Source organism: Lysinibacillus sp. FSL W8-0992, from assembly GCF_038008685.1.
In the GTDB taxonomy this organism is placed as follows: domain Bacteria; phylum Bacillota; class Bacilli; order Bacillales_A; family Planococcaceae; genus Lysinibacillus.
In genome coordinates this window covers 1,437,370-1,458,337 of sequence record NZ_JBBOZQ010000001.1, presented here as the reverse complement: position 1 = coordinate 1,458,337, position 20,968 = coordinate 1,437,370, and the positions used below count along the sequence as shown (strand labels likewise).

The window sequence follows — 20,968 nt, the reverse complement described above, 5'->3', positions numbered from 1 at the left end:
CTGAAACAAAAAACTCCATTATTTACCTCTTGTGCGAGTGAATACTTAGCGATTGAAAAGCAAATTTTATAAGCAATACCATTATTGAAATGAAATATACATGTATGCATTGTACGACTTTTTCACGCATACAAGGAGTGGATAATTTTGGATTCAGGTACACATTTCGTTATGGGAATAGCACTCGGTGGTCTTGCTTTAGCTGACCCTGTAGTTGCCAATCATTCAATGACTTTTACTGCCGTTATGGCTGGTACCATTATTGGCTCACAAGCACCTGATGTTGATACAGTATTAAAACTTCGCAATAATGCGATTTATATTCGGCATCATCGGGGTATAACACATTCAATACCAGCAGTAGCCTTATGGCCAATTTTAATTACAATCGTGTTATCACTAATTATTCAGGACGCAAATGTATTACATTTATGGCTTTGGACATTTCTTGCAGTAGCTATTCATGTTTTCGTTGATATTTTTAATGCATACGGAACACAAGCTATTCGCCCATTCTCTAGAAAATGGGTAGCACTTGGTGTGATCAATACATTCGATCCCATTATTTTTTCCCTTCATTGCCTTGGAATATTACTATGGGCATTTGGGGCAAATCCAGTCTGGACATTTAGCGTCATGTATGGCGTTATTGTCGTCTATTATATTTTTCGCTTTGCTGTTCAAAAAGCAGTTAAAAAAGCAGTGCATAGCACAATTCAAGATGAAGATTATGTTATTGTAGCACCTACGATGCGATTTTTTCACTGGCGTATCGCCGCAAAATCAAAAACACATTACTATGTTGGTCGAGCTTATGGGCGAACTGTTAATATTTACGATAAATTCGAAATCAAATCACTACCAAAAACACCTGCTGTTGAAGCTGCTATGAAAGACCCTAATCTCGCTGCCTTTGTTTCTTTCTCACCATTGTACCGTTGGGAAATTTCCGAGCTTGAAAATGGCTTAACAGAAGTGAGGTTAATCGATTTACGTTATCGTAGTGACAATCGCTATCCTTTCGTTGCAGTTGCTCATTTAAATGACGACAACGAAATTATTACCTCTTACACTGGTTGGATTTTTACCGAGGATAAGCTTCAAAAAAAATTACAAATTGGCGCAAGCAATTAACGAATAAAGCCGGAGTATCCTATTTGAAGGGAACACCGGCTTTGTTATGCTTATAGCTTAAAATTGATTTTTGCATTGCAATGCAATCTATATGTTATTGTACCATATCATCACTAGCATCTAGTAAATGAGCGTATTTTGGATTACGTCCTGCAAATTGATGGAGCTTATCGCCATAGCTTACAATTAGCTGGCGTACTAAGTTTTCAGTGTAATCAGCCCCACGATAATCATAGCCCGCTTTTGCAGATGTTGATTCAAAATCGCTCCATAACAGTTCAATCCAAACACGCGCACGCCCTGCTGACATTTGAGGATTTTTCTCAAGTAACTCTGCTGTTAGTTTGTCGATTTTTTCTTGCATTTATTTCCCCACCTTTATAGGTGATAAAATTGAAACGGGTAAGGCTTCCTGATATTTATCGCCGCCTAGGCGATGACCCCACGCAAAACGTCCCTTTAAATAATCAACTTGGAAATAGTTGTTGTCTGAGCCATCGATTCTGTACATTTCCCCAGGTACAATCGTATCTAAATCAACTAAATATGCAGCTGCCATTAAAGCTTTACGCTCATACACTGCAAATTCATTAAGTATGCCTAGCTGTTCTGCCTTACGAGCCTTCTCTTTTAGCTTTCCTACTTCTTCACGTAGTTCATGCTCTGTCATTGCAGCATAGTTTTTTTCATTCATTCCCCATTCTCCTTCTCTTCAATAAAACGATCTATAACTTCTACAGGAAATCCCTTTTGATAAAGCGCCTGCTTCGTTTTCATTTTTAATTCATAACCAGTATACTTCGACGCATACTTTTTCCAAACTTTTTCGCCTTGCACATCGAGTAAGGTCTGCCATTCATCTTCTGCTTGCTCAATTTCAACTTGTCCAAGTACTTCATCGACAATAGTAAAAGAATACCCTTTTCGCATTAAAAAATCTTGTATCTTAGTCTTTATTTGCGTTGGTGTTTTCTTCTTCTCAGAACGAATTACTTTTTCTGCAAGCTGTGTTGCAAGCTTCACTTGTTCTTCATGGCTAAATGTTTCAAGCACTTCATCTTGTAAACTTTTATCGATTCCTTTTTTAATGAGATCTTGTCGAATTGCTCGAGGCCCTTTTTTCATCGTAGCTTTTTTTGTATCGAGCAATGCTTTCGAATAAGATTCATCATTTAAAAAGCCATATGATTTTAACTTTTGAATCGCTTCTAATATTACCGCTTCCCCAAACTCTAATGAGCTTAACTTTTTCTTCACCTCATGCTCACTACGCATTTGATAGGATAAAAAGTTTAGCCCTTTATTAAATGCTTTGCGAATTTCATCTTCATAGGCAATTTCCTGAATATCAAATTCTTCAAGCACCTTTCCTTTTGTAAGACCAAATTGTATTAAAATCGCCTCGTCTACAGGAAAAGCGTATTCCTCATTTAAATATATATTATAGCGTTCTGGATTGTTTTTTTGACGCGCAATTTTTGTAATAACACGCATAGCGAAATCACCTCTTTGCCTAATCATTATAACATCTTTTTCTTTTTTTCTATCTTTGTGTATAGTTGAGTTACATCTATTGGTAAAAGGAGGGCTTCTTATGAAAATTGTCATTGCTGGTGGTACTGGTTTTGTTGGGAAGGCGTTAACAAAACTGTTGCAAGAACAAGGACATGAGTTATTCGTTTTATCCCGTAGCAATTCGAAATATGAAAATGGCATTCATTATGTACAATGGCTAAAAGATGGAGCTCGACCAGAAAAGGAATTGGACGAGAATATCGATGCAGTCGTCAATTTAGCAGGAGTGTCATTAAATGATGGACGTTGGACAAAGAAGCAAAAGAAAGCTATTTATACAAGTCGCATGGACGCTACACTAGAAATTGTACGTATTATAGAACAATTTAAGGAAAAACCGAACGTACTTGTCAATGCCAGTGCAGTTGGAATTTACCCACCTTCCACAGTGGCCACCTATAGTGAAAACGCTAGCGACTACGCAAAAGATTTCTTAGGATGGACAGTCTATGATTGGGAACGCCATGCAAAGCGAGCAGAAAAACTCGGTGTTCGTGTAGCACTTGCTCGTTTTGGTGTTATTTTAGGTCGTGACAACGGTGCACTTCCTTCCATGCTATTGCCCTATAAACTACATATCGGTGGCACGATTGGTACAGGCGAGCAATGGTTATCATGGATTCATGTAGAAGATGTAGCGCGGGCTATTTATTTTGCCATTACCAATTCATCTATTAACGGACCATTTAATGTGACTGCTCCACATCCAACACGCATGAAGGAATTTGGTCAAACAATTGCACAAGTAATGGGACGTCGTCATTGGATGCCAGTCCCGAGTTTTGCCATGCGTTTAGCTCTCGGAGAACAAAGTATGCTCGTTTTAGAAGGACAACATGTAATACCGACTGTTTTAGAAACGCAAAATTTTGAATTTAAATATCCTTATTTAAAAGAAGCACTTGAAAATTTATTATAAAATCCGTGTGCAAAGTGAAACGACAAGCCGGATAAATTTTTGAAAAGAACGCATCCTAAAAGAAAAGGAAAGGATGCGTTTTTTATGTGGAAACAACATATAGTAGGTGCAGTAATCGCTACTTTTATTATTGCCGCAGCAATAAGCATTAATCCATACTTTGCATCTGGCTCAGATGAATATCATTGGGGCATTAAACGAGCAAAGAATGGCGAACCAGCACAGGCAGGAGCACAACTTGATAAACTACTCGACCAATATGGAGCAATTTATAAAGGAAAACCCGATAAAAAAGTGGTCTATTTAACCTTTGATAACGGATACGAAAATGGCTATACAGAAAGTATATTGGATACGTTAGAAAAAGAAAAAGCACCAGCAACCTTCTTTTTAACTGGTCATTATTTAGATAGTGCTGGTGACCTTGTTAAGCGTATGGTGCAAGACGGTCATACAATCGGTAACCATTCCTATGGTCATCCGAATATGGCAAAGTTAACAAGAGATGGTATGCGTGCAGAATGGCGTAAGTTTGATGCGAAACTGCGTGAATTAACAGGCATAGACCGTACAACTTATGCTCGTCCACCCGAAGGAATTTTCAATGCTAAGTTGTTAGAAGTCGGCAATGCAGAAGGTTACCGTCATATTTTCTGGTCTATCGCTTTTAAAGATTGGCTAAAGGATGAACGACGTGGAGCAGATTATGCTTATAATGCTTTAATGGAGCAACTTCACCCTGGCGCTGTCATTTTAATGCATACAGTAGCTCAAGATAATGCGGAGGCTCTACCTTTATTCATCGCTGAAGCAAAGAAACAAGGCTATACTTTTTTATCGCTTGACGATTTAGTATTGGAGTATGAAGATTTCCCTGTCACTATGCAATCGTCCACTCCTTAGTTATAATGGGGAGATGACATCAGCATGTTATCAATACTACGTGCTGAACAAAGTTAAAGGACGTGGATCGCTTGACGCAACAAACTACGATGGAAGTGGGACAAAAATTCCCATTAACTATAAAAAGACTTGGCATTAATGGCGAGGGCGTTGGCTTTTATAAACGCAACGTCGTCTTCGTAAAAGGCGCTATTCCTGGAGAAGAAATTACTGCCCAAGTTACGAAAACCCAACACAATTTCGCTGAGGCAGATATACTTGCCATACGGAAAGCGTCACAATTTCGTCAGGAAGCACCCTGCCCAGTTTACAATGAATGCGGTGGGTGCCAGCTTCAACATATGACATACGAAAAACAGCTTATAGAAAAACGGGATATCGTTATTCAAGCGTTAGAACGCTATGCTAAGCCATTAGCAGAAACCGTAGAAGTTCGCAATACACTTGGTATGGACAACCCTTGGAATTATCGAAATAAAAGCCAGTTCCAAGTACGCAAAGAAGGCAAACGTGTCTATGCTGGGCTTTTTACAGAAGGCAGCAACAAGCTACTGAATATTAATGATTGCCTTGTACAGCATCCAATTACATCGAAAATTACTGTAGCGACACGTAAAATCTTACAAAAGCTAAATATTACGATTTACGATGGTCGTACGCTCGATGGTTTAGTGCGTACGATTGTTGTACGTACAGGTATTCGCACTGGTGAAACGCAAGTGGTGCTTGTTACGACTCGTAAAGAAATCCCTCACCTTACTGAGCTTTTAACGCGCATTAAAAAAATCGATCCAAGTATCGTATCGATTGCACAAAACATTAACCGTGAAAAAACATCACTTATTTTTGGTGATGAAACAATTGTTCTTGATGGCAAGGACACAATACATGAAGAACTAGGAGAATTAGCATTTGATTTATCTGCTCGCGCATTCTTCCAATTGAATCCAACACAAACCGTACATTTATACGATGAAATCAAAAAAGCAGCGGCATTAACAGGCAAAGAAACCGTTGTTGATGCCTATTGCGGAGTTGGCACTATCGGTTTATGGCTAGCAGATAAAGCGAAAGAAGTTCGTGGTATGGACGTAATTCCAGAAAGCATTCAAGATGCACGAACAAACGCGCGTAACCATGGCTTTAAACATACAAAATATGCAGTCGGCACAGCTGAAAGTGTTTTAGCAAAATGGCGTAAAGAAGGCTTCACGCCTGATGTTATTACAGTAGATCCGCCACGCACAGGCCTTGCACCAGAATTTATCCGCACTGTCCTTAAGCTAAAACCGAAACATTTTGTCTATACGTCTTGTAACCCATCAACATTAGCTAAAGATTTACAGGAATTATCAAAGCTTTATGATGTAGAATATATCCAACCAGTAGATATGTTCGCACAAACTGCACAAGTCGAATGTGTTGCTAAGCTTGTGTTAAAAAAATAAATAAATTGGAGCATCTCAATTAATTTTGAGATGCTTTTTTATTTTAATAAGGTAACAAAACCGTTGCTTTCGCGGGATTAACTCCTGCTTCCGCGGGATTCTTCCCTCCTTTCGCGGAATCCTCACCTCCTTTCGCGGAATCCCCACCCTCTTTCGCGGAATTCTCACCCTCTTCCGCGGAATCCACGCCCGCTTTCGCGGAATCCTCACCTCCTTCCGCGGAATTCTCCCCCGCTTTCGCGGAATCCACACCTCCTTTCGCGGAATTCTCACCTTCTTTCGCGGAATCCTCACCTGCTTCCGCGGAATCCACGCCCGCTTTCGCGGAATTCTCACCTCCTTTCGCGGAATCCCTGCCCGCTTTCGCGGAATTCTCACCCTCTTCCGCGGAATCCACGCCCGCTTTCGCGGAATCCTCACCTGCTTTCGCGGAAATCCCACCTCTTTCGCGGAATTCTCCCCCTCTTTCGCGGAATCCACACCCTCTTTCGCGGAATCCTCACCCTCTTTCGCGGAATCCTCACCCTCTTCCGCGGAATCCTCACCTTCTTTCGCGGAATTCTCACCCGCTTTCGCGGAATTTTCACCCTCTTCCGCGGAATCCCCACCTTCTTTCGCGGAATCCCTACCTCCTTCCGCGGAATTCCCTCCCACTCCCGCAAGCATGGAACTAATATCTAATTGCTTTTATAGAAGCTTGTCTGTATAATGTATTTCTAGGTGCCAAACCTACGTGGCATGGACGGAACATCCGTGTCACACCGAAAAACGCCATTACAGCACGGATTTGCTGGGCGTTTTTTGTTTTATGAGCGGGAGATGAGCCCCGCTCTTTTATTTTGCATTTAAAAAGCGACCGTGACATTAAACAGTCACTGATCGCTTATTTTTATTCCCAAATACAAGTAGAACTGTCGCTACAGCTAGTAATAGAAGTGCTACAAGTAACAGGAAGCTATAATTTTTTACAAATTCTAAATAAACGCCACCTAAAAACGGTCCTGTTAAACTACCGATACTTAATGCAATACCACAAAGAAGGTTTCCGGTTGGTAATAGCTCTTTAGGCGTTAAATCAGCCATAAACGTAATACCGAGAGAAAACATCGAACCGACAAATGTACCTGCGAAGAAAAACGCGATCGCTACTGCCATTTGTGAGTGCTCTAAAAAACTAGCAATACTAAATAAAATTGCGCCTCCAAATGATCCAAACATCAGTATATTCCGTCGCCCCATTTTATCGCCAAGTGCACCAAGCGGCACTTGCGTTAAAATGCCCCCAAATGTAAAGACGGATAAAATAATTGGAATCATGTCTACCTCAAAACCTATACGTAAAGCGTATACTGGAAATAAGGCATTTAATGAAGATTCTAAAAAACCGTAAACAAACGGACCTAAAAATGCTATCCATCCAAATACAATTGCCACCTTATAGCGATTCCATCCTCTTGCATTCATATCACCCGTTAAACGCTCTGGCTTTTCATTGCGTAAAAAGAATACAAATGACCAAGCAAATAAGCACATAATCGATGACACAATAAACGGCAATGCCTCTGCAATTTGTATAAGCTGTACCATCAATGGCCCTATCGCAAAGCCCATGCTAAAGGACAAACCATAAATAGCCATACCTTTGCCTAAGCTTTTATGATCAGCTGTGCTCGTAATCCATGTTTGAGTAGCATAATGTAGCGCATGATCTCCAACACCTATTAGCAAACGTAGCACAAACCAAAATGTGACACTTTTCCATAAAGGGAATATGATAAGTGATACAAAGACAAATGCCCCGCCAATTAAAATAATTGGCTTATAGCCCCATTTTCGTAAAGGCTGTTCGATAAACGGTGAGATTAATAAAGTTCCTATGTATAGTCCCGTCGCATTTAAACCATTTAAAGCGGACGAAACACCATCACGCTCAAAAATTATGGAGATAAGCGGCAGTAGCATTCCTTGTGAAAATCCCGATATAGATACAATTAACACTAAAATAGTAAATCTTTTTTTGCTGTAATCTGAGAAGTAATTCATTTTTTCCTCCAACATCAAGTCTTCTTCCACATTACAGCATACCAAAAAGCCTTAGCGCTCACCACATGTGATTTTACGCTAAGGCCTAACTAACACTTATCTTCATTCAACTTGTATAAACACGAATTTCGGCTTTTTTATTTGACCGATTACTTGTTTAAACTCCCTCCTTTTCGAGTTAGAGTTCACCGTTTTGTACAATCAGCTCCTTTACTATTTCTTAAAATAACTTTAACACACAACATCAATATTGTAAATATTCTGTCTATTGATTTTTAAAAATAATCGCTAAGTCCTAGGCGTTGACCTAGGCATTGAAATTTAGTCCCAAATCAGCTACTATGTAAGGGACGAAATGAGGTGTATGCATGTCAAAGCCAATCACGGATAAAGAACAACAAGTGACTTACTTAAAAGAACGTCTTGAAATGTTTTTAGAAGTTTTAGATGCCATCGACCCAGAAAAAACTGAATTACAAGATATTGATCGTTTAATTCAAATGATGGATGATTTAGAAGATAAAATGGAGCAATTCAACGCTCGTGAACAATAGTAACGATAAAAAGCAAGCGAGCATATAAATTGCTCGCTTGCTTATTTAATGACAATCCCAATTGTAAACAACTTTGCTAAAATCTTTATTTTTAAGTTCATCCTCTGTAATGAAGAAATTGCAAACACCACAATCCCCCCACATAATATGATCTCCTTCACTATCTATTTGAAGTAACATTGTTGTTGAATCCGTATAATTGCCGTATGCTCTAGGATCCTCCTGTGTAAAGAAAGGATACCCTCCAATTTTATGACCATCACCCGTTAATACATCATATAATACATCTGTCAGCTCTTCGTCTTCTTCAGCGGCTGTTTCGATGCTTGCGTATATTTCATTGCTTCTAAAGTCATCCATAGATAAAGGTTCAAATTTTGCTTTAAAGGACAATGCCATTTCCTTATCTACTGGAAAGTACAATTCTTCTTCTTTATTTTCTACAAATGAGAAATCTTGAATAAGCTGTGATTCATCCTTGACGATTGTATCGTGGAAAATAACTCGAAAACCATTTTGATTTTTCCCATTATCGAAATCCATTCCAAGTACATCATCATAGCCATCAATATAAAATTGCAGTATCCCCTCGTTAGGGAAATGAGGTAAGTGCTTAGGTACATCTGCAAAATTAATTTGTGCTAAAAGCTTTAATGGTTGTTGTTCCTCGTTTTTTGGATATTCCATAGAAAGTGGAAAATACGGATTACCTGCAAACTTACTTTCAAATAATGTCGTTTCCTTTTCATGCGTTTCAATTACAACAACAGGCTTCATAGTTCCTTCTATTATATTTCGAAAATGCTCAACTTCCTTTGGTAACTTCAACGATATTGTTTCAGACATGAAATATCCTCCTTAAAGTAAAGTTAATTCTATTTTAGAACAAACGTTCCTAATAATCAAATACTATTTTCTTTGAACATTTAATGGTTAATGATTAAACATTACAAAATCTATAAAAATAATCGCTAATTCCTACCACAATTAGATGGACTCTTTTTTTCATTAGTGGAAAAGAGTATAATGTATCGTGGAAATAATCAATTTTTCATTGGGGGGCAATATCAAAATGAATCTTCAAACTTTGGAGAAAAGTCTTTACAATTTAATTACTGAAACGTCAACAAACTTACCAAAAGATGTACGTCGTGCCATTAAAAAAGCTAAAGAAGCTGAAAATGCGGGTACTCGCGCAGCAATGAGTTTAGAAACAATCTCAAATAATATTATTATGGCAGAAGACAACGTATCACCAATCTGTCAAGATACTGGTCTACCAACATTTAAAATTTACACTCCTGTAGGTGTAAACCAATTAGAAATTAAAGAAGCGATTAAAAAAGCAATTAACGATACAACAGCTGATGCAAAATTACGTCCAAATGCCGTTGATTCTTTAACTGGTGCAAACAGTGGGAATAACCTTGGTGATGGTCTGCCAGTTATGAAATTCGAGCAATGGGAAAAAGATTATATTACGATTAAATTAATTCTTAAAGGTGGCGGCTGTGAAAACAAAAACATCCAGTACAGCCTACCATGTGAGTTAGAAGGTCTTGGCCGTGCTGGTCGTGATTTAGATGGTATCCGTAAATGTATCTTACACTCTGTTTATCAAGCACAAGGACAAGGCTGTTCTGCAGGCTTTATCGGTGTAGGTATCGGTGGCGATCGCTCTTCTGGATATGATTTAGCAAAAGAGCAATTATTCCGTCATGTTGAAGATACAAATTCAAATCCTGACCTTGCTAAATTAGAAGAATATGTTGTGAAAACTGCAAACACTTTCGGTATCGGTACAATGGGCTTCGGTGGTGAAGCAACTTTACTTGGCTGTAAAATTGGTGTAATGCACCGTATTCCTGCTTCATTCTACGTATCTGTAGCATATAACTGCTGGGCATACCGTCGTATGGCAGTTGATATTAATCCTGAAACAGGCGAAATCATCAACTGGCACTACCAAGAAGGTGAAAAAATTACATTTAAAGAAGATGAAGTCGCTGCAACAACAGATGAAACTTTAACAAATGTAGTAGAACTTACTGCTCCAATTACAGAAGAACAAATTCGTTCACTTAAAGTTGGTGACGTTGTATCTATTACTGGCCGTATGTACACTGGCCGTGATGCAATTCACCATCATTTAATGAGTCACGATGCACCAGTCGATCTTAACGGACAAGTTATTTATCACTGTGGTCCTGTAATGGCAAAAGACGAAGAAGGCAACTGGACTGTGAAAGCTGCTGGTCCAACTACTTCTATTCGTGAGGAGCCATATCAAGGCGACATTATGAAAAAATTCGGTATCCGCGCAGTAATTGGTAAAGGTGGTATGGGTCCTAAAACGCTTGCTGCTTTAGGCGAACACGGCGGTGTTTACTTGAATGCAATTGGTGGTGCTGCTCAATACTACGCAGACTGCATTAAAGGTGTAGATGGTGTAGACTTAATGGAATTCGGTATTCCAGAAGCTATGTGGCACTTAAATGTTGAAGGGTTCACAGCTGTAGTAACAATGGACTCTCACGGTAAATCGCTTCACGCTGATGTGGACAAATCTTCTCTAGAAAAACTTGCTCAACATGCAGAAAGAGTTTTCTAATCTAGAAGAACATTTTTAACTAAAGAGATTTATTTGTTACGCACACAAAATGTAAAGGCACAGAATATTCCTAGTGAATATACTGTGTCTTTTTCTGTTCTCAATGCAATGTTCAGAATAGAAAAATCAACAATCAGTTTCTTGAACACATTATTATATTTAATTGATTACTTTCCTAGACCATTTCCTCTAAAAGTTATTGCTTTCATTTTCCAAAAACCTTTGTTATAATAATTCTAAATTAGAAAAGATGTAAATGAAAGTGATTATCAACTACAAGAATGTTTATACTTCCTTATTATATAAGGGTTTTGATATTGATTTTCATTATCAGGGGGGATATTGATGGAATATACTAATCGAGAAAATGTAAGTCTAATTGAGAATACAAAGAGACATGCTGAACTGATTGCTGCTGTTATGGCTGGATTATTTATTTTACTTGCATGGCGTTTAGATACAAATGATCAAACAACAGCTTCTATTCTCTTATATGTTGTTGCTTTTTGTGTCGGAGGATTTGCCAAAGCAAAAGAAGGTATTGAAGAAACACTAGAAGAAAAAAAATTGAATGTAGAATTACTTATGATATTAGCTGCAGTCGGCTCAGCTGCCATTGGCTATTGGACAGAAGGCGCAATTCTTATTTTTATCTTCGCTGTCAGTGGTGCTCTTGAAACATATGCTATGAACAAAAGTCATCGCGAAATTTCTGCTCTTATGAATTTACAACCTGAAGAGGCTTGGCTAGTACGTGGTGGATTTGAACCGATGAAGGTTGCTGTCTCCACATTAAAAATTGGCGATCATTTACTTATTAAACCAGGTGAACGTGTTCCAGCAGACGGTATTATCTTTAAAGGACAGTCGTCTATTGATGAATCAGCGATTAGTGGTGAGCCGCTACCTATTGCTAAATTTGAAGGTGACGAAGTATTTGCAGGAACGGTTAATTTAAATGGTGCAATTACGATGGAAATGACGAAACCAAATTCCGAAACACTATTCCAAAAAATTATTATGCTTGTACAAAGTGCTCAAAGCGAAAAATCGCCTTCTCAACAATTCATCGAAAAATTCGAAGGCACATATGTAAAGTTTGTATTATTATCTGTAGCGCTTATGATGTTCCTTCCCCACTTTTTACTCGGTTGGGATTGGACGACTACATTTTATCGAGCAATGGTGCTCCTAGTTGTTGCCTCCCCTTGTGCACTCGTTGCATCCATAATGCCTGCAACATTAGCAACTATTTCAAATGGCGCTAAAAATGGGGTGTTATTTAAAGGTGGCTTGCATTTAGAGCATCTAAGTGTTTTACGTGCATTAGCTGTCGATAAAACAGGTACTCTTACACAAGGAAAACCAGTCGTTACAGAGTTTATTGTACGTGAAGGCTTAGATCAACAAGAAGCATTAGCTCTTCTTGCAGGCATTGAAGCACAGTCAAATCACCCATTAGCCCAAGCAATTACAAGCTACGCAAAAGCGCAACATATTTCACAGTTTGCGCAAGCAACAATAGAAGATATCCCTGGTTGGGGCATGAAGGGCTACGTTAATGAAACAGAGTACCTTATCGGTAAACCCGATTTTGTAGGAGAGGATGAAGCCAATGCTTTTGCAAATAACGCATTAGCGAAGCTTACCTCAGAAGGTAAAACGGTAATTTTCATGCGTGACAAAGAAGGCATTGTTGCACTTGCTGCGTTAAAAGATACAGTTCGTGATGAGGCAAAGAAAGCCGTCACATTATTAAAAGAATTAGGTATAGATGTCGTCATGCTTACTGGTGATAATGATAAAACAGCAAAAGTTATTGCGAAAGAAGCTGGCGTTACTGAATACGTGGCAGAGTGTCTTCCCGAAACAAAAGTTACGGAAATGAAACGCCTACTTAATCAACATAACTTTGTAGGGATGGTTGGCGATGGCATTAATGACGCACCTGCATTAGCTACAGCTACTACTGGGATTGCAATGGGAGAAGGTACTGATGTTGCTTTGGAAACAGCAGACGTTGTGTTAATGAAAAATGACTTATCTAAAATTGCATATGCAGTACGCCTATCTCGCAAAATGCAACGAATCGTCAAACAAAACATCTTCTTCTCTATCGGTATCATTGTTTTGCTAATTGCCTCTAACTTTTTACAAGCTGTTGATTTACCACTAGGTGTCATCGGGCATGAAGGTAGTACAATTCTTGTAATATTAAACGGCTTACGAATGCTTAATAAAAATGTATAAAAAAAGGGTGGTCTCAAACTGGTATTTATGAGAAGTGCCAGGCACTCAAACAATTCTGAATTTTTAACAAAGCAAAAATCCACGTAGACCCCTGCGGGAACGCACGCAAAGTAAGACGCAACAAACCACGCGACTGCGAGGGTTGCGGCTTACGTGTGTGCCCGCGGAAAGCGTAGTGGATTTTTACGCTTTAGGAGCCGGTAATCTAAGAGAAGTGCCAGGCACTCAAACAATTCTGAATTTTTAAAAGCAAAAATCCACTTAGACTCCTGCGGGAACGCACGCAAAGTAAGACGCAACAAACCGCGCGACTGCGAGGGTTGCGGCTTACACTGTGCCCGCGGAAAGCGTAGTGGATTTTTTCGTTTTAAGAGTCGATATTATGCCCGCAAAAATCAACGGCATTTAACTGTAAAAAGACTGAAGGGTGGTCTCCAATTGAGACCACCCTTTTTCTAAAGTTATTTAATAGCACCTTCAGCTTTTTGCAAGGCTCTTTTTTGCATTGTGGCATTTAACACACCACCAAAAATTATTATCATCCCTGTAAAATACAGCCATAGCATTAAAATAATAACGCCACCAATACTACCGTATGTAGCAGAATAATTTCCAAAGTTACTTATATAAAAAGAAAAACCATATGTCACAACGAGCCATGCAAGCGTAGAAAATATTGCCCCTGGCCATACACCCATTATTTTCAATCGTGGGCTTGTATTCGGTACTAACCAATAAATTGCCATCAACAGTAAAAAGATAAGTAATGGCGGCATTGACCAACGAATATTACGCCAAAGAGACTCAAACTCATCTTCAATGCTAACAATTGAAAACAAAAAATGCCCAATTTGCTGTCCAAAGACAGGTAATAGAAGAGCTACTGCAATTACAATAACTAAAGCTATAGTAAATACAAGTGAGAGCCCTCTGTCTATAAAGCCTACTCTACCTTCCGTATCGTACGCTTTATTTAGAGCTCTTATTAACGCATTTATTCCTTTTGAAGCAGACCATATTGTCCCTAGTACCCCGATGGATAATAAACTACTATTGCGATTTGTTAATACTTCATTTAATGTACTTTCAATAAGCCTATATACTTCATCTGGCATTAGATTGACTAAAAACGAGTACACTTGCGTTGTCTCTAAGTTTAAATATGGCAATAGGGTAACAAGGAAAATTAATAGGGGGAAGAAAGAAAGTAAAAAGAAATAAGCAAGTTGTGCCCCAAGAGCTGATATTTCAACGCGTTGTATGCGAAGCATTAAATCTTGGATAAAGCCTTTCGATGTCATCACATCTACCGCATCTTCATTTGGTGAGAAAAACGACTTAACCTCACCAATCGTTGAATGTATGGATGCTTTTCTCTTTTCCATTTAATCCCCTCCTTTTACTACAGCTTATTCTTTATCTGGCGAAGAGAAGGCTGATTTAGTATCGCTAATCATCCCTTGAATTGTAGAAGGCAATTCTTTAAACTCATCAACTTTCTCGGCTAGCGTGTTTACATTTTCTGACACACTATCGCAAAGTACTTTTGCTGCTAACACCTTTTCTTCAATTAGGTCTTGCAGTTCACTTCGGTTTGATGCGTAATAAGATACCGCTTCTTTCATTCTTTTTGTTGTAGCGACTGTTTTTTCTCGTGTAGTACGATCAAACATGCTTATTGCAGCCCCTACAGCTGCGCCTACGACGATAGATGCTAATAATTTACTTTGTCCCATATTTTATTTACCCCCTGCTTGTTTAATGTGTATTCCCATTTTTAAAAATAACTAAACAGCTTACTGCCCTTATTCTACCCAATAACAGTGCATTTTTAAAGCAACGCCCAATTACAGTATTGACATTTTTTTTATTCAATGAAATGATATTGGCTAGGATTATGAAAGGTAGGTTTAATTGAATGGATTTATCAGTACCGTCAAAAGAAAACGTTATTTATATGGTCGACCAAATGAAAGATAAGCTCCGCATGGTAAATGTAGATGCTATGAAATCTGAGAATTTTGATGAAGCAAATTATGAAGATTTAGTCTATCTGTACGAAATGGTTATGAAACGTGATACATTTAGCCCGAGTGAAATGCAGGCTATCGTTGCCGAATTAGGATCTTTACGTAAATAAATGTTCAGCGCACTAAAAAAGCTATTAGCAAGGACGACGAGTCTATTGCTAATAGCATTTCTTTTATTACTGAGTGTTTTTCGCTACAGAACCGTCTTCGGCAACAAGTGGTTGAATTAACACTTCCACACGACGATTTTTTGCGCGACCTTCAGCCGTATTATTTGGTGCGATGGCTTTATACTCACCATATCCTTTTGCACTAAAATAAACCGGATCAAGATTTGAGTTACTATCCACTAAAATTTTCAAGAAGTTCACTGCACGCATAACCGATAATTCCCAGTTTGAAGCAAATTCAGGACCTGTTTGAGGCACGTTATCGGTATGACCAGTAATGACAATACTACGAGCAGGATCGGATACTAATACGCCTGCAAGTTCCTTAGCTATTGCATTATACTCAGGCTTAATAGTTGCTCTCCCTGGGTCGAACAAGATGCTATCTCGAATTGTTACTAGCAATCCCTCATCAGTCATTTCAGTTGCGAACTGACCTTCCATCTCATTTACTGCGATAAAATTATCTACACTATCTTTAATTTCAGCTAACTCCTGTTGATCCTTTAAATACGCTGAGTTTTGCTGTGGCTGTTGCGGTGTTTGGTCATTATTTGCATCAGGCGTTGGCATTGGCGATGGCTGTTCTAAAAAGCTCGTACCACCGTCAAAAACCTGATTAAATACTGCTGACATACGATCTAACTTTTCTTGGTCAACTGAACTGGATGCAAAAAGTACGATAAATAACGCTAGTAATAACGTTAAAATATCTGCATACGGTACTAACCAAGACTCATCAACATGCTCTTCATGCTTCTTTTTCTTAGCTTTCTTTGCCAAGGCCGCCCGCCCCGCTTTCACCCGAAATTTGACGACGCTCTTCCATCGTTAAATAAGAAGATAATTTTTGTTCAATTACACGTGGAGCTTCTCCTTCTAATACAGAAAGGATTCCTTCAATCATCATACGTTTTTGCTTCACTTCAACTGCTGATTTACGTTTTAACTTGTTAGCAAATGGATGCCATAATACGTAACCTGTAAAGATACCTAATAATGTTGCCATGAAAGCAGCTGAAATGGCATGTCCTAACTTATCAATATCGTTCATATCTGCTAACGCTGCGATTAAGCCTACTACCGCACCGAGTACCCCTAATGTCGGGGCATATGTACCTGCTTGTGTAAAAATGGCTGCGCCACTTGTATGTCGGTCTTCCATCGCCTCTACTTCTTCCGTTAATACGTCACGAATATAATCTGCGTTTTGACCATCAATTGCTAATGTAAGACCGTTTTTCAAAAATGGATCTTCAATTTCTGAAGCCTTACTTTCTAACGCTAACAAACCTTCACGTCGAGCTAAATCGGCCCATTGTGAAAACATCTTAATGATTTCAATATCATCCGCTAGTTTTGTTTCTTTAAAAAGAATTTTAAACAGCTTTGGCACCCGCTTTAATTCCTTCATTGGGAAGGCAATTGTTACAGCAGATATTGTACCGAAGATGATAATTAAAATAGCCGCTGGGTTATAAAAGGCACTTAAATTTACACCTTTTAACACCATCCCTGTTAACAGGGCGATAAACGCTAAAATTACCCCTACTACTGACGATAAATCCATTCTCGAACCTCCAAATCTTCTATCTTACTTATTTTCGTCCAATTTTCCATATTTTAAATAAAGATATTATATAGTATAAATGTATTTCACTAATTTTTCGATGAAATAAATGCTTTTTATTCACATTTCGACCATATTTGATTATATTGAATTAAGAATAATACACTAAATTGTCTTTAATGGAGAGGGGTTAAGAATTTGTTATTATCATTTAACACAAAATTACTAAGATATGCCGAATTAGCTGTGAAAATAGGTGTAAATATCCAGAAAAATCAATACCTTTATATGAGTTGTTCGACGGATAACTTAAAATTAGCAGAAATAATTACTAAAATTGCCTATGAAAATGGTGCAAAACAGGTTTTTGTCGATTTATCGGATGATAGACTTGTTCGTACACGCTATGAAAAAGCTCCAAAAGACTCATTTGATTTCTTCCCACCATGGAAAATTCAAGAACGTGAATGGCTAGCTGAGCAAGGTGCTGCCTTTTTAAGTATCGTTTCACAAAATCCTGACCTTTTAAAGGATATAGATCACGAAAAAATTATGACTTTCCAAAAAGCCTCAGGTAAAGCACTTGTAAATTATTATAATATGATGCAGGCAGACAAATTTAGCTGGACAGTTATCGCTGCTCCTTCTAAACCTTGGGCAGCTAAAGTATTTCCACATCTACCAGAAGAACAACAAGTTGATGCATTATGGGAAGCAATTTTTGCAGCAACACGCACAGATCAAGAATATCCTGTAAGTGCATGGGAAGCACACGATTTACAGCTACATAACAAAGCTGACTACTTAAATGGGAAACAATATAAATCCCTTCGCTATACAGCTCCAGGAACAGACTTAACAATTGAATTACCAGAAAAACATGTATGGACAGGTGGTAGTAGTGTCAATACACAAGGACAGACATTTATGGCGAATATGCCAACTGAGGAAGTTTTCACAGCACCGCTAAAGACTGGTGCTAATGGCTATGTATCAAGTACGAAGCCTTTAAGCTATGGCGGAAATATAATTGATAACTTTAAATTAACTTTTAAAGATGGCCGTATTGTCGATATAAAGGCTGAACAGGGGCAAGAAATTTTAGCGTCGCTTGTAGCAACAGACGAAGGTGCTCATTACCTTGGGGAAATAGCACTTGTTCCACATCAATCACCTATCTCGCAATCAGGGTTATTATTTTACAATACATTATTCGATGAAAATGCTTCTAACCATTTAGCAATAGGTAATGCCTATGCATTTTGTATTGATGGCGGCAAAGAAATGTCTTCAGAGGAACTACTAAAACATGGTCTGAATCAAAGTTTAACGCATGTTGACTTTATGATTGGCTCAGCAAATATGGATATTGATGGCATTGCAGCTGATGGTCAAATTGAACCGATTTTCCGCAATGGTAACTGGGCCTTTTAAGAAAATAGTCAGTCTTATTAATATTATTCTAGTCTAGGTATCTTATGGATGTCATAAATTATCCTTACATTTTCCTAGCAACCTATTGTATAATTAGTATAGTTCTTATAGTAGATTATTTAAGTAGAGAGGAGCTTTTATTATGTTCATCACAACTGTACTTGGCTTTTCAGCCGTATTATTAATTTCTACAGGATTCTTCATCCACTACCTACAAGTTGGTTTAGATACTAAATCTTCAGTAACTATAGACCCACAACCAAAAGAAAAATTTTAATCATATTAAAAACAGCTACTTTACGTAGCTGTTTTTTTGCATATATAAAATTGCCTTATAGTTCGCTAATTAACTATGCAAACTTCTTTTTTTTTTCATAAAATTGCATGAATATTGTTATTATTATTTGCATATTTACTTTTTTGCTCTAAAATATTTCTGTAGGGAAGGGAGCAAAATTTCATGACAATGTTAAATGATATTTTAAAGTTTAATGAAGATTTCGTTCAAGAAAAAAAATATGAGCCTTTTATTACAACTAAGTACCCAGACAAGCGTATCGTTGTTTTATCTTGTATGGACACTCGCCTTGTAGAACTATTACCAAAAGCGATGAACTTAAGAAACGGCGACGTAAAAATTGTAAAAAGTGCTGGTGCTTTAGTAAGTCACCCATTTGGTGCAGTAATGCGTAGTTTACTTGTTGCTGTTTATGAACTACAAGCTGATGAGGTGTATGTAGTTGGACATTATGACTGTGGTATGAGCGCAGTTGATCCAGATGCAATGCTTAGCAAAATGGTTAACCGAGGTATTAAACCAGAAACTATTAAGATGATGGAATACTCGGGTATTGATTTAAAAGACTTTTTACGTGGTTTCGGCGACGTAGCGACTAGCGTTAAGAAAAGCGTTGATACGATTCGTAATCACCCCCTAATGGTACAAACTGTACCTGTTCATGGTTTAGTAATTGATCCGAATACTGGTCGACTTGATTTAATCGACGATGGTAGCAAATAATATACAAAATTAAATGAGCTTTTTGTAGCTCACTATTCTATTGGCAAACAATCATTCAATAAAAAAATGTGTCTATCGTATCGAAAGATCGAATGATAGACACATTTTTTTTGCCCTATTTAATTTTATTTATAAGCTCTACGTATTGTGTATCACCATAGCCTACTGTCGGAAATAGAGCAAATAATTGCTTCAATAATTCTGTTGTTGGCATGTCTTTATTTTTAGCAATAAATTTTACTACTGCATTATCTTCGTTTAGCATATCTAAGTATATGTTGATTGCCTGATACATTACGGGTAGTACTTCGTTAGTCGCCTTATTGTGGTTGACCAATACTTCGTTGTATACAGCATCATAATGTCCTAATGAAAGTTCAGTTTGATTAACTTTAAACTCATCCTCCCTGAAACTATTTAAGAACACTTTCCCCTCATAGCCTGACTGTTCAAGATAAGACAGTATAGTAAGAAGGTTCATTTGACAAAACATGTCTTCACCAAACCATAAAACAATACATTTATACTCTTTGTGAAAAAGACCCTCTAATGGTGCAATTACCTTCTGCATATAATTCTCTACAGAATTACGATGTCCGTCAGCTCGTTTGTTTATAAATGCTTTATTAAAAACTTGTTTAGTAGTGGCGTTTACACACATAGCTTCATTAAAAGGAGCGTAATCGGAATCCCCCATTAGTCTATTATGCTTAAATTCCTCATACATTATTTGTCCGTTCAAAATGTTAAGTACGTCCCTCTCAAATAATTCGCTTTTCGTATTTTGTAACCGCTCTACCTCAACTTTTTGATTGATATTCATTCCATACCATTCCCCGTCTTTATTCATAGTAAGTTTAACAATTGACTGAACAGGCAACTTGCTAAGTTGATATTCTTTCGGACTAATACCAAAAACAGTTTTAAAAGCTCTGCTATATGCTTCCTGTGAGGAATAATCGTACTCAAAGGCGATGTCAATTATCTTTCTGTTTTTCGCCAAATCTTCTGTAGATAAATACAACCTTCTAAGATGAATATACCGTCGAATACTTATACCTGTTACTTGGTGAAATTTAAAAGAGCAATAATAAGGGGAGTATCCCATGAAATTAGAAAGCTCATTTAATGAAAATTGATTTTTTAATTTACCTTCAATCCACTCAATCATAAATTGTATCTGTTCATCCATTTATTTCACCCCCCAAATAAAATTATAAGTAGCATCCATATCTTTTATATGATATTTCTTGTGTTTTTTTAAAAATAATTAACTAAATTATGTATAATAATACTATAAATAGAA

21 protein-coding genes are annotated in these 20,968 nt (G+C 37.8%); 11 read left to right on the top strand and 10 right to left on the bottom strand.

The genetic code is table 11. The features are described from left to right. The first annotated feature begins 147 nt into the window (after positions 1-147). Positions 148-1,134, top strand: coding sequence for a metal-dependent hydrolase (locus tag NSQ74_RS07015; protein WP_340822347.1), 987 nt, complete (start codon positions 148-150; stop codon positions 1,132-1,134). Positions 1,135-1,228: 94 nt separating this feature from the next. Here the strand turns inward: NSQ74_RS07015 and NSQ74_RS07010 are convergent, their stop codons facing one another. From NSQ74_RS07010 to recX, 3 genes are read right to left on the bottom strand one after another with little or no spacing between them, the layout of a single operon-like run. Then, the gene (locus tag NSQ74_RS07010; RefSeq protein WP_340822345.1) at positions 1,229-1,498 is read right to left on the bottom strand and encodes a YfhJ family protein; all 270 of its coding nucleotides are present in this window, start codon (positions 1,496-1,498) and stop codon (positions 1,229-1,231) included. Next, positions 1,499-1,828: a YfhH family protein gene (locus NSQ74_RS07005; RefSeq protein WP_340822342.1), complete on the bottom strand. Its 330-nt coding sequence runs from the start codon at positions 1,826-1,828 to the stop codon at positions 1,499-1,501. Next, a complete protein-coding gene (gene recX / locus NSQ74_RS07000; RefSeq protein ID WP_340822341.1) occupies positions 1,825-2,628 on the bottom strand; it encodes a recombination regulator RecX in 804 nt (267 codons plus the stop codon). Before recX ends, NSQ74_RS07005 begins: the two co-directional genes overlap by 4 nt. 100 nt (positions 2,629-2,728) lie before the next feature. Here recX and NSQ74_RS06995 point away from each other — a divergent pair, with 100 nt between their 5' ends. The 3 genes from NSQ74_RS06995 to rlmD all read left to right on the top strand — a co-directional run bounded on the left by NSQ74_RS06995 (position 2,729) and on the right by rlmD (position 5,979). After that, positions 2,729-3,628, top strand: coding sequence for a TIGR01777 family oxidoreductase (locus NSQ74_RS06995; protein ID WP_340822340.1), 900 nt, complete (start codon positions 2,729-2,731; stop codon positions 3,626-3,628). Between the two features lie 84 nt (positions 3,629-3,712). Beyond that, the gene (locus NSQ74_RS06990) at positions 3,713-4,531 is read left to right on the top strand and encodes a polysaccharide deacetylase family protein (protein ID WP_340822339.1); all 819 of its coding nucleotides are present in this window, start codon (positions 3,713-3,715) and stop codon (positions 4,529-4,531) included. A 71-nt stretch (positions 4,532-4,602) separates the two neighbouring features. After that, the gene (gene rlmD / locus NSQ74_RS06985; protein ID WP_340822337.1) at positions 4,603-5,979 is read left to right on the top strand and encodes a 23S rRNA (uracil(1939)-C(5))-methyltransferase RlmD; all 1,377 of its coding nucleotides are present in this window, start codon (positions 4,603-4,605) and stop codon (positions 5,977-5,979) included. A gap of 864 nt (positions 5,980-6,843) precedes the next feature. On the opposite strand, the gene NSQ74_RS06980 is transcribed toward rlmD, so the two are convergent. Further along, positions 6,844-8,022, bottom strand: coding sequence for an MFS transporter (locus NSQ74_RS06980; protein ID WP_340826422.1), 1,179 nt, complete (start codon positions 8,020-8,022; stop codon positions 6,844-6,846). A 368-nt stretch (positions 8,023-8,390) separates the two neighbouring features. Between NSQ74_RS06980 and NSQ74_RS06975 the strand changes: the two genes are divergently transcribed. Continuing rightward, positions 8,391-8,576 carry an SE1561 family protein gene (locus NSQ74_RS06975; RefSeq protein WP_173479575.1) on the top strand — a complete coding sequence of 62 codons (186 nt, stop codon included), beginning with the start codon at positions 8,391-8,393 and terminating at the stop codon, positions 8,574-8,576. A 45-nt stretch (positions 8,577-8,621) separates the two neighbouring features. On the opposite strand, the gene NSQ74_RS06970 is transcribed toward NSQ74_RS06975, so the two are convergent. Beyond that, the gene (locus NSQ74_RS06970; protein ID WP_340822333.1) at positions 8,622-9,422 is read right to left on the bottom strand and encodes a YwqG family protein; all 801 of its coding nucleotides are present in this window, start codon (positions 9,420-9,422) and stop codon (positions 8,622-8,624) included. A 226-nt stretch (positions 9,423-9,648) separates the two neighbouring features. Here NSQ74_RS06970 and NSQ74_RS06965 point away from each other — a divergent pair, with 226 nt between their 5' ends. Both NSQ74_RS06965 and NSQ74_RS06960 read left to right on the top strand, forming a co-directional pair. Continuing rightward, positions 9,649-11,187: a fumarate hydratase gene (locus NSQ74_RS06965; RefSeq protein WP_340822332.1), complete on the top strand. Its 1,539-nt coding sequence runs from the start codon at positions 9,649-9,651 to the stop codon at positions 11,185-11,187. A 345-nt stretch (positions 11,188-11,532) separates the two neighbouring features. Next, on the top strand, positions 11,533-13,437 hold the full coding sequence (locus tag NSQ74_RS06960) for a heavy metal translocating P-type ATPase (protein WP_340822331.1): 1,905 nt from the start codon (positions 11,533-11,535) through the stop codon (positions 13,435-13,437). Positions 13,438-13,898: 461 nt separating this feature from the next. Here NSQ74_RS06960 and NSQ74_RS06955 read toward each other — a convergent pair whose 3' ends face one another. Together NSQ74_RS06955 and NSQ74_RS06950 are read right to left on the bottom strand one after the other, a co-directional pair. Next, positions 13,899-14,822, bottom strand: a complete 924-nt coding sequence (locus tag NSQ74_RS06955; RefSeq protein WP_340822329.1) for a YihY/virulence factor BrkB family protein — start codon at positions 14,820-14,822, stop codon at positions 13,899-13,901. 24 nt (positions 14,823-14,846) lie between these two features. Next, positions 14,847-15,173: a YtxH domain-containing protein gene (locus tag NSQ74_RS06950; protein ID WP_340822327.1), complete on the bottom strand. Its 327-nt coding sequence runs from the start codon at positions 15,171-15,173 to the stop codon at positions 14,847-14,849. Between the two features lie 182 nt (positions 15,174-15,355). On the opposite strand from NSQ74_RS06950, the gene NSQ74_RS06945 reads away from it, so the two are divergent. Continuing rightward, on the top strand, positions 15,356-15,577 hold the full coding sequence (locus NSQ74_RS06945; RefSeq protein ID WP_340822324.1) for a DUF1128 domain-containing protein: 222 nt from the start codon (positions 15,356-15,358) through the stop codon (positions 15,575-15,577). A gap of 66 nt (positions 15,578-15,643) precedes the next feature. Here the strand turns inward: NSQ74_RS06945 and motB are convergent, their stop codons facing one another. Beyond that, positions 15,644-16,420, bottom strand: coding sequence for a flagellar motor protein MotB (gene motB, locus NSQ74_RS06940; RefSeq protein ID WP_340822323.1), 777 nt, complete (start codon positions 16,418-16,420; stop codon positions 15,644-15,646). After that, complete coding sequence (motA, locus tag NSQ74_RS06935) at positions 16,404-17,207, bottom strand: flagellar motor stator protein MotA (protein ID WP_340822322.1); 804 nt, start codon at positions 17,205-17,207, stop codon at positions 16,404-16,406. Before motA ends, motB begins: the two co-directional genes overlap by 17 nt. Before the next feature lie 198 nt (positions 17,208-17,405). Here motA and NSQ74_RS06930 point away from each other — a divergent pair, with 198 nt between their 5' ends. From NSQ74_RS06930 to NSQ74_RS06920, 3 genes are all read left to right on the top strand, one after another. Next, complete coding sequence (locus NSQ74_RS06930) at positions 17,406-18,641, top strand: aminopeptidase (RefSeq protein WP_340822321.1); 1,236 nt, start codon at positions 17,406-17,408, stop codon at positions 18,639-18,641. 142 nt (positions 18,642-18,783) lie between these two features. Beyond that, entirely contained in the window at positions 18,784-18,918 is a 135-nt protein-coding gene (locus tag NSQ74_RS06925; RefSeq protein WP_340822319.1) for a hypothetical protein, read from the top strand. 183 nt (positions 18,919-19,101) lie between these two features. Beyond that, positions 19,102-19,662, top strand: a complete 561-nt coding sequence (locus tag NSQ74_RS06920) for a beta-class carbonic anhydrase (protein ID WP_340822317.1) — start codon at positions 19,102-19,104, stop codon at positions 19,660-19,662. 115 nt (positions 19,663-19,777) lie between these two features. On the opposite strand, the gene NSQ74_RS06915 is transcribed toward NSQ74_RS06920, so the two are convergent. Next, positions 19,778-20,854 (bottom strand): helix-turn-helix domain-containing protein, encoded by a 1,077-nt coding sequence (locus tag NSQ74_RS06915; RefSeq protein WP_340822316.1) that lies wholly within the window; start codon positions 20,852-20,854, stop codon positions 19,778-19,780. Between the last annotated feature and the right edge of the window lie 114 nt (positions 20,855-20,968).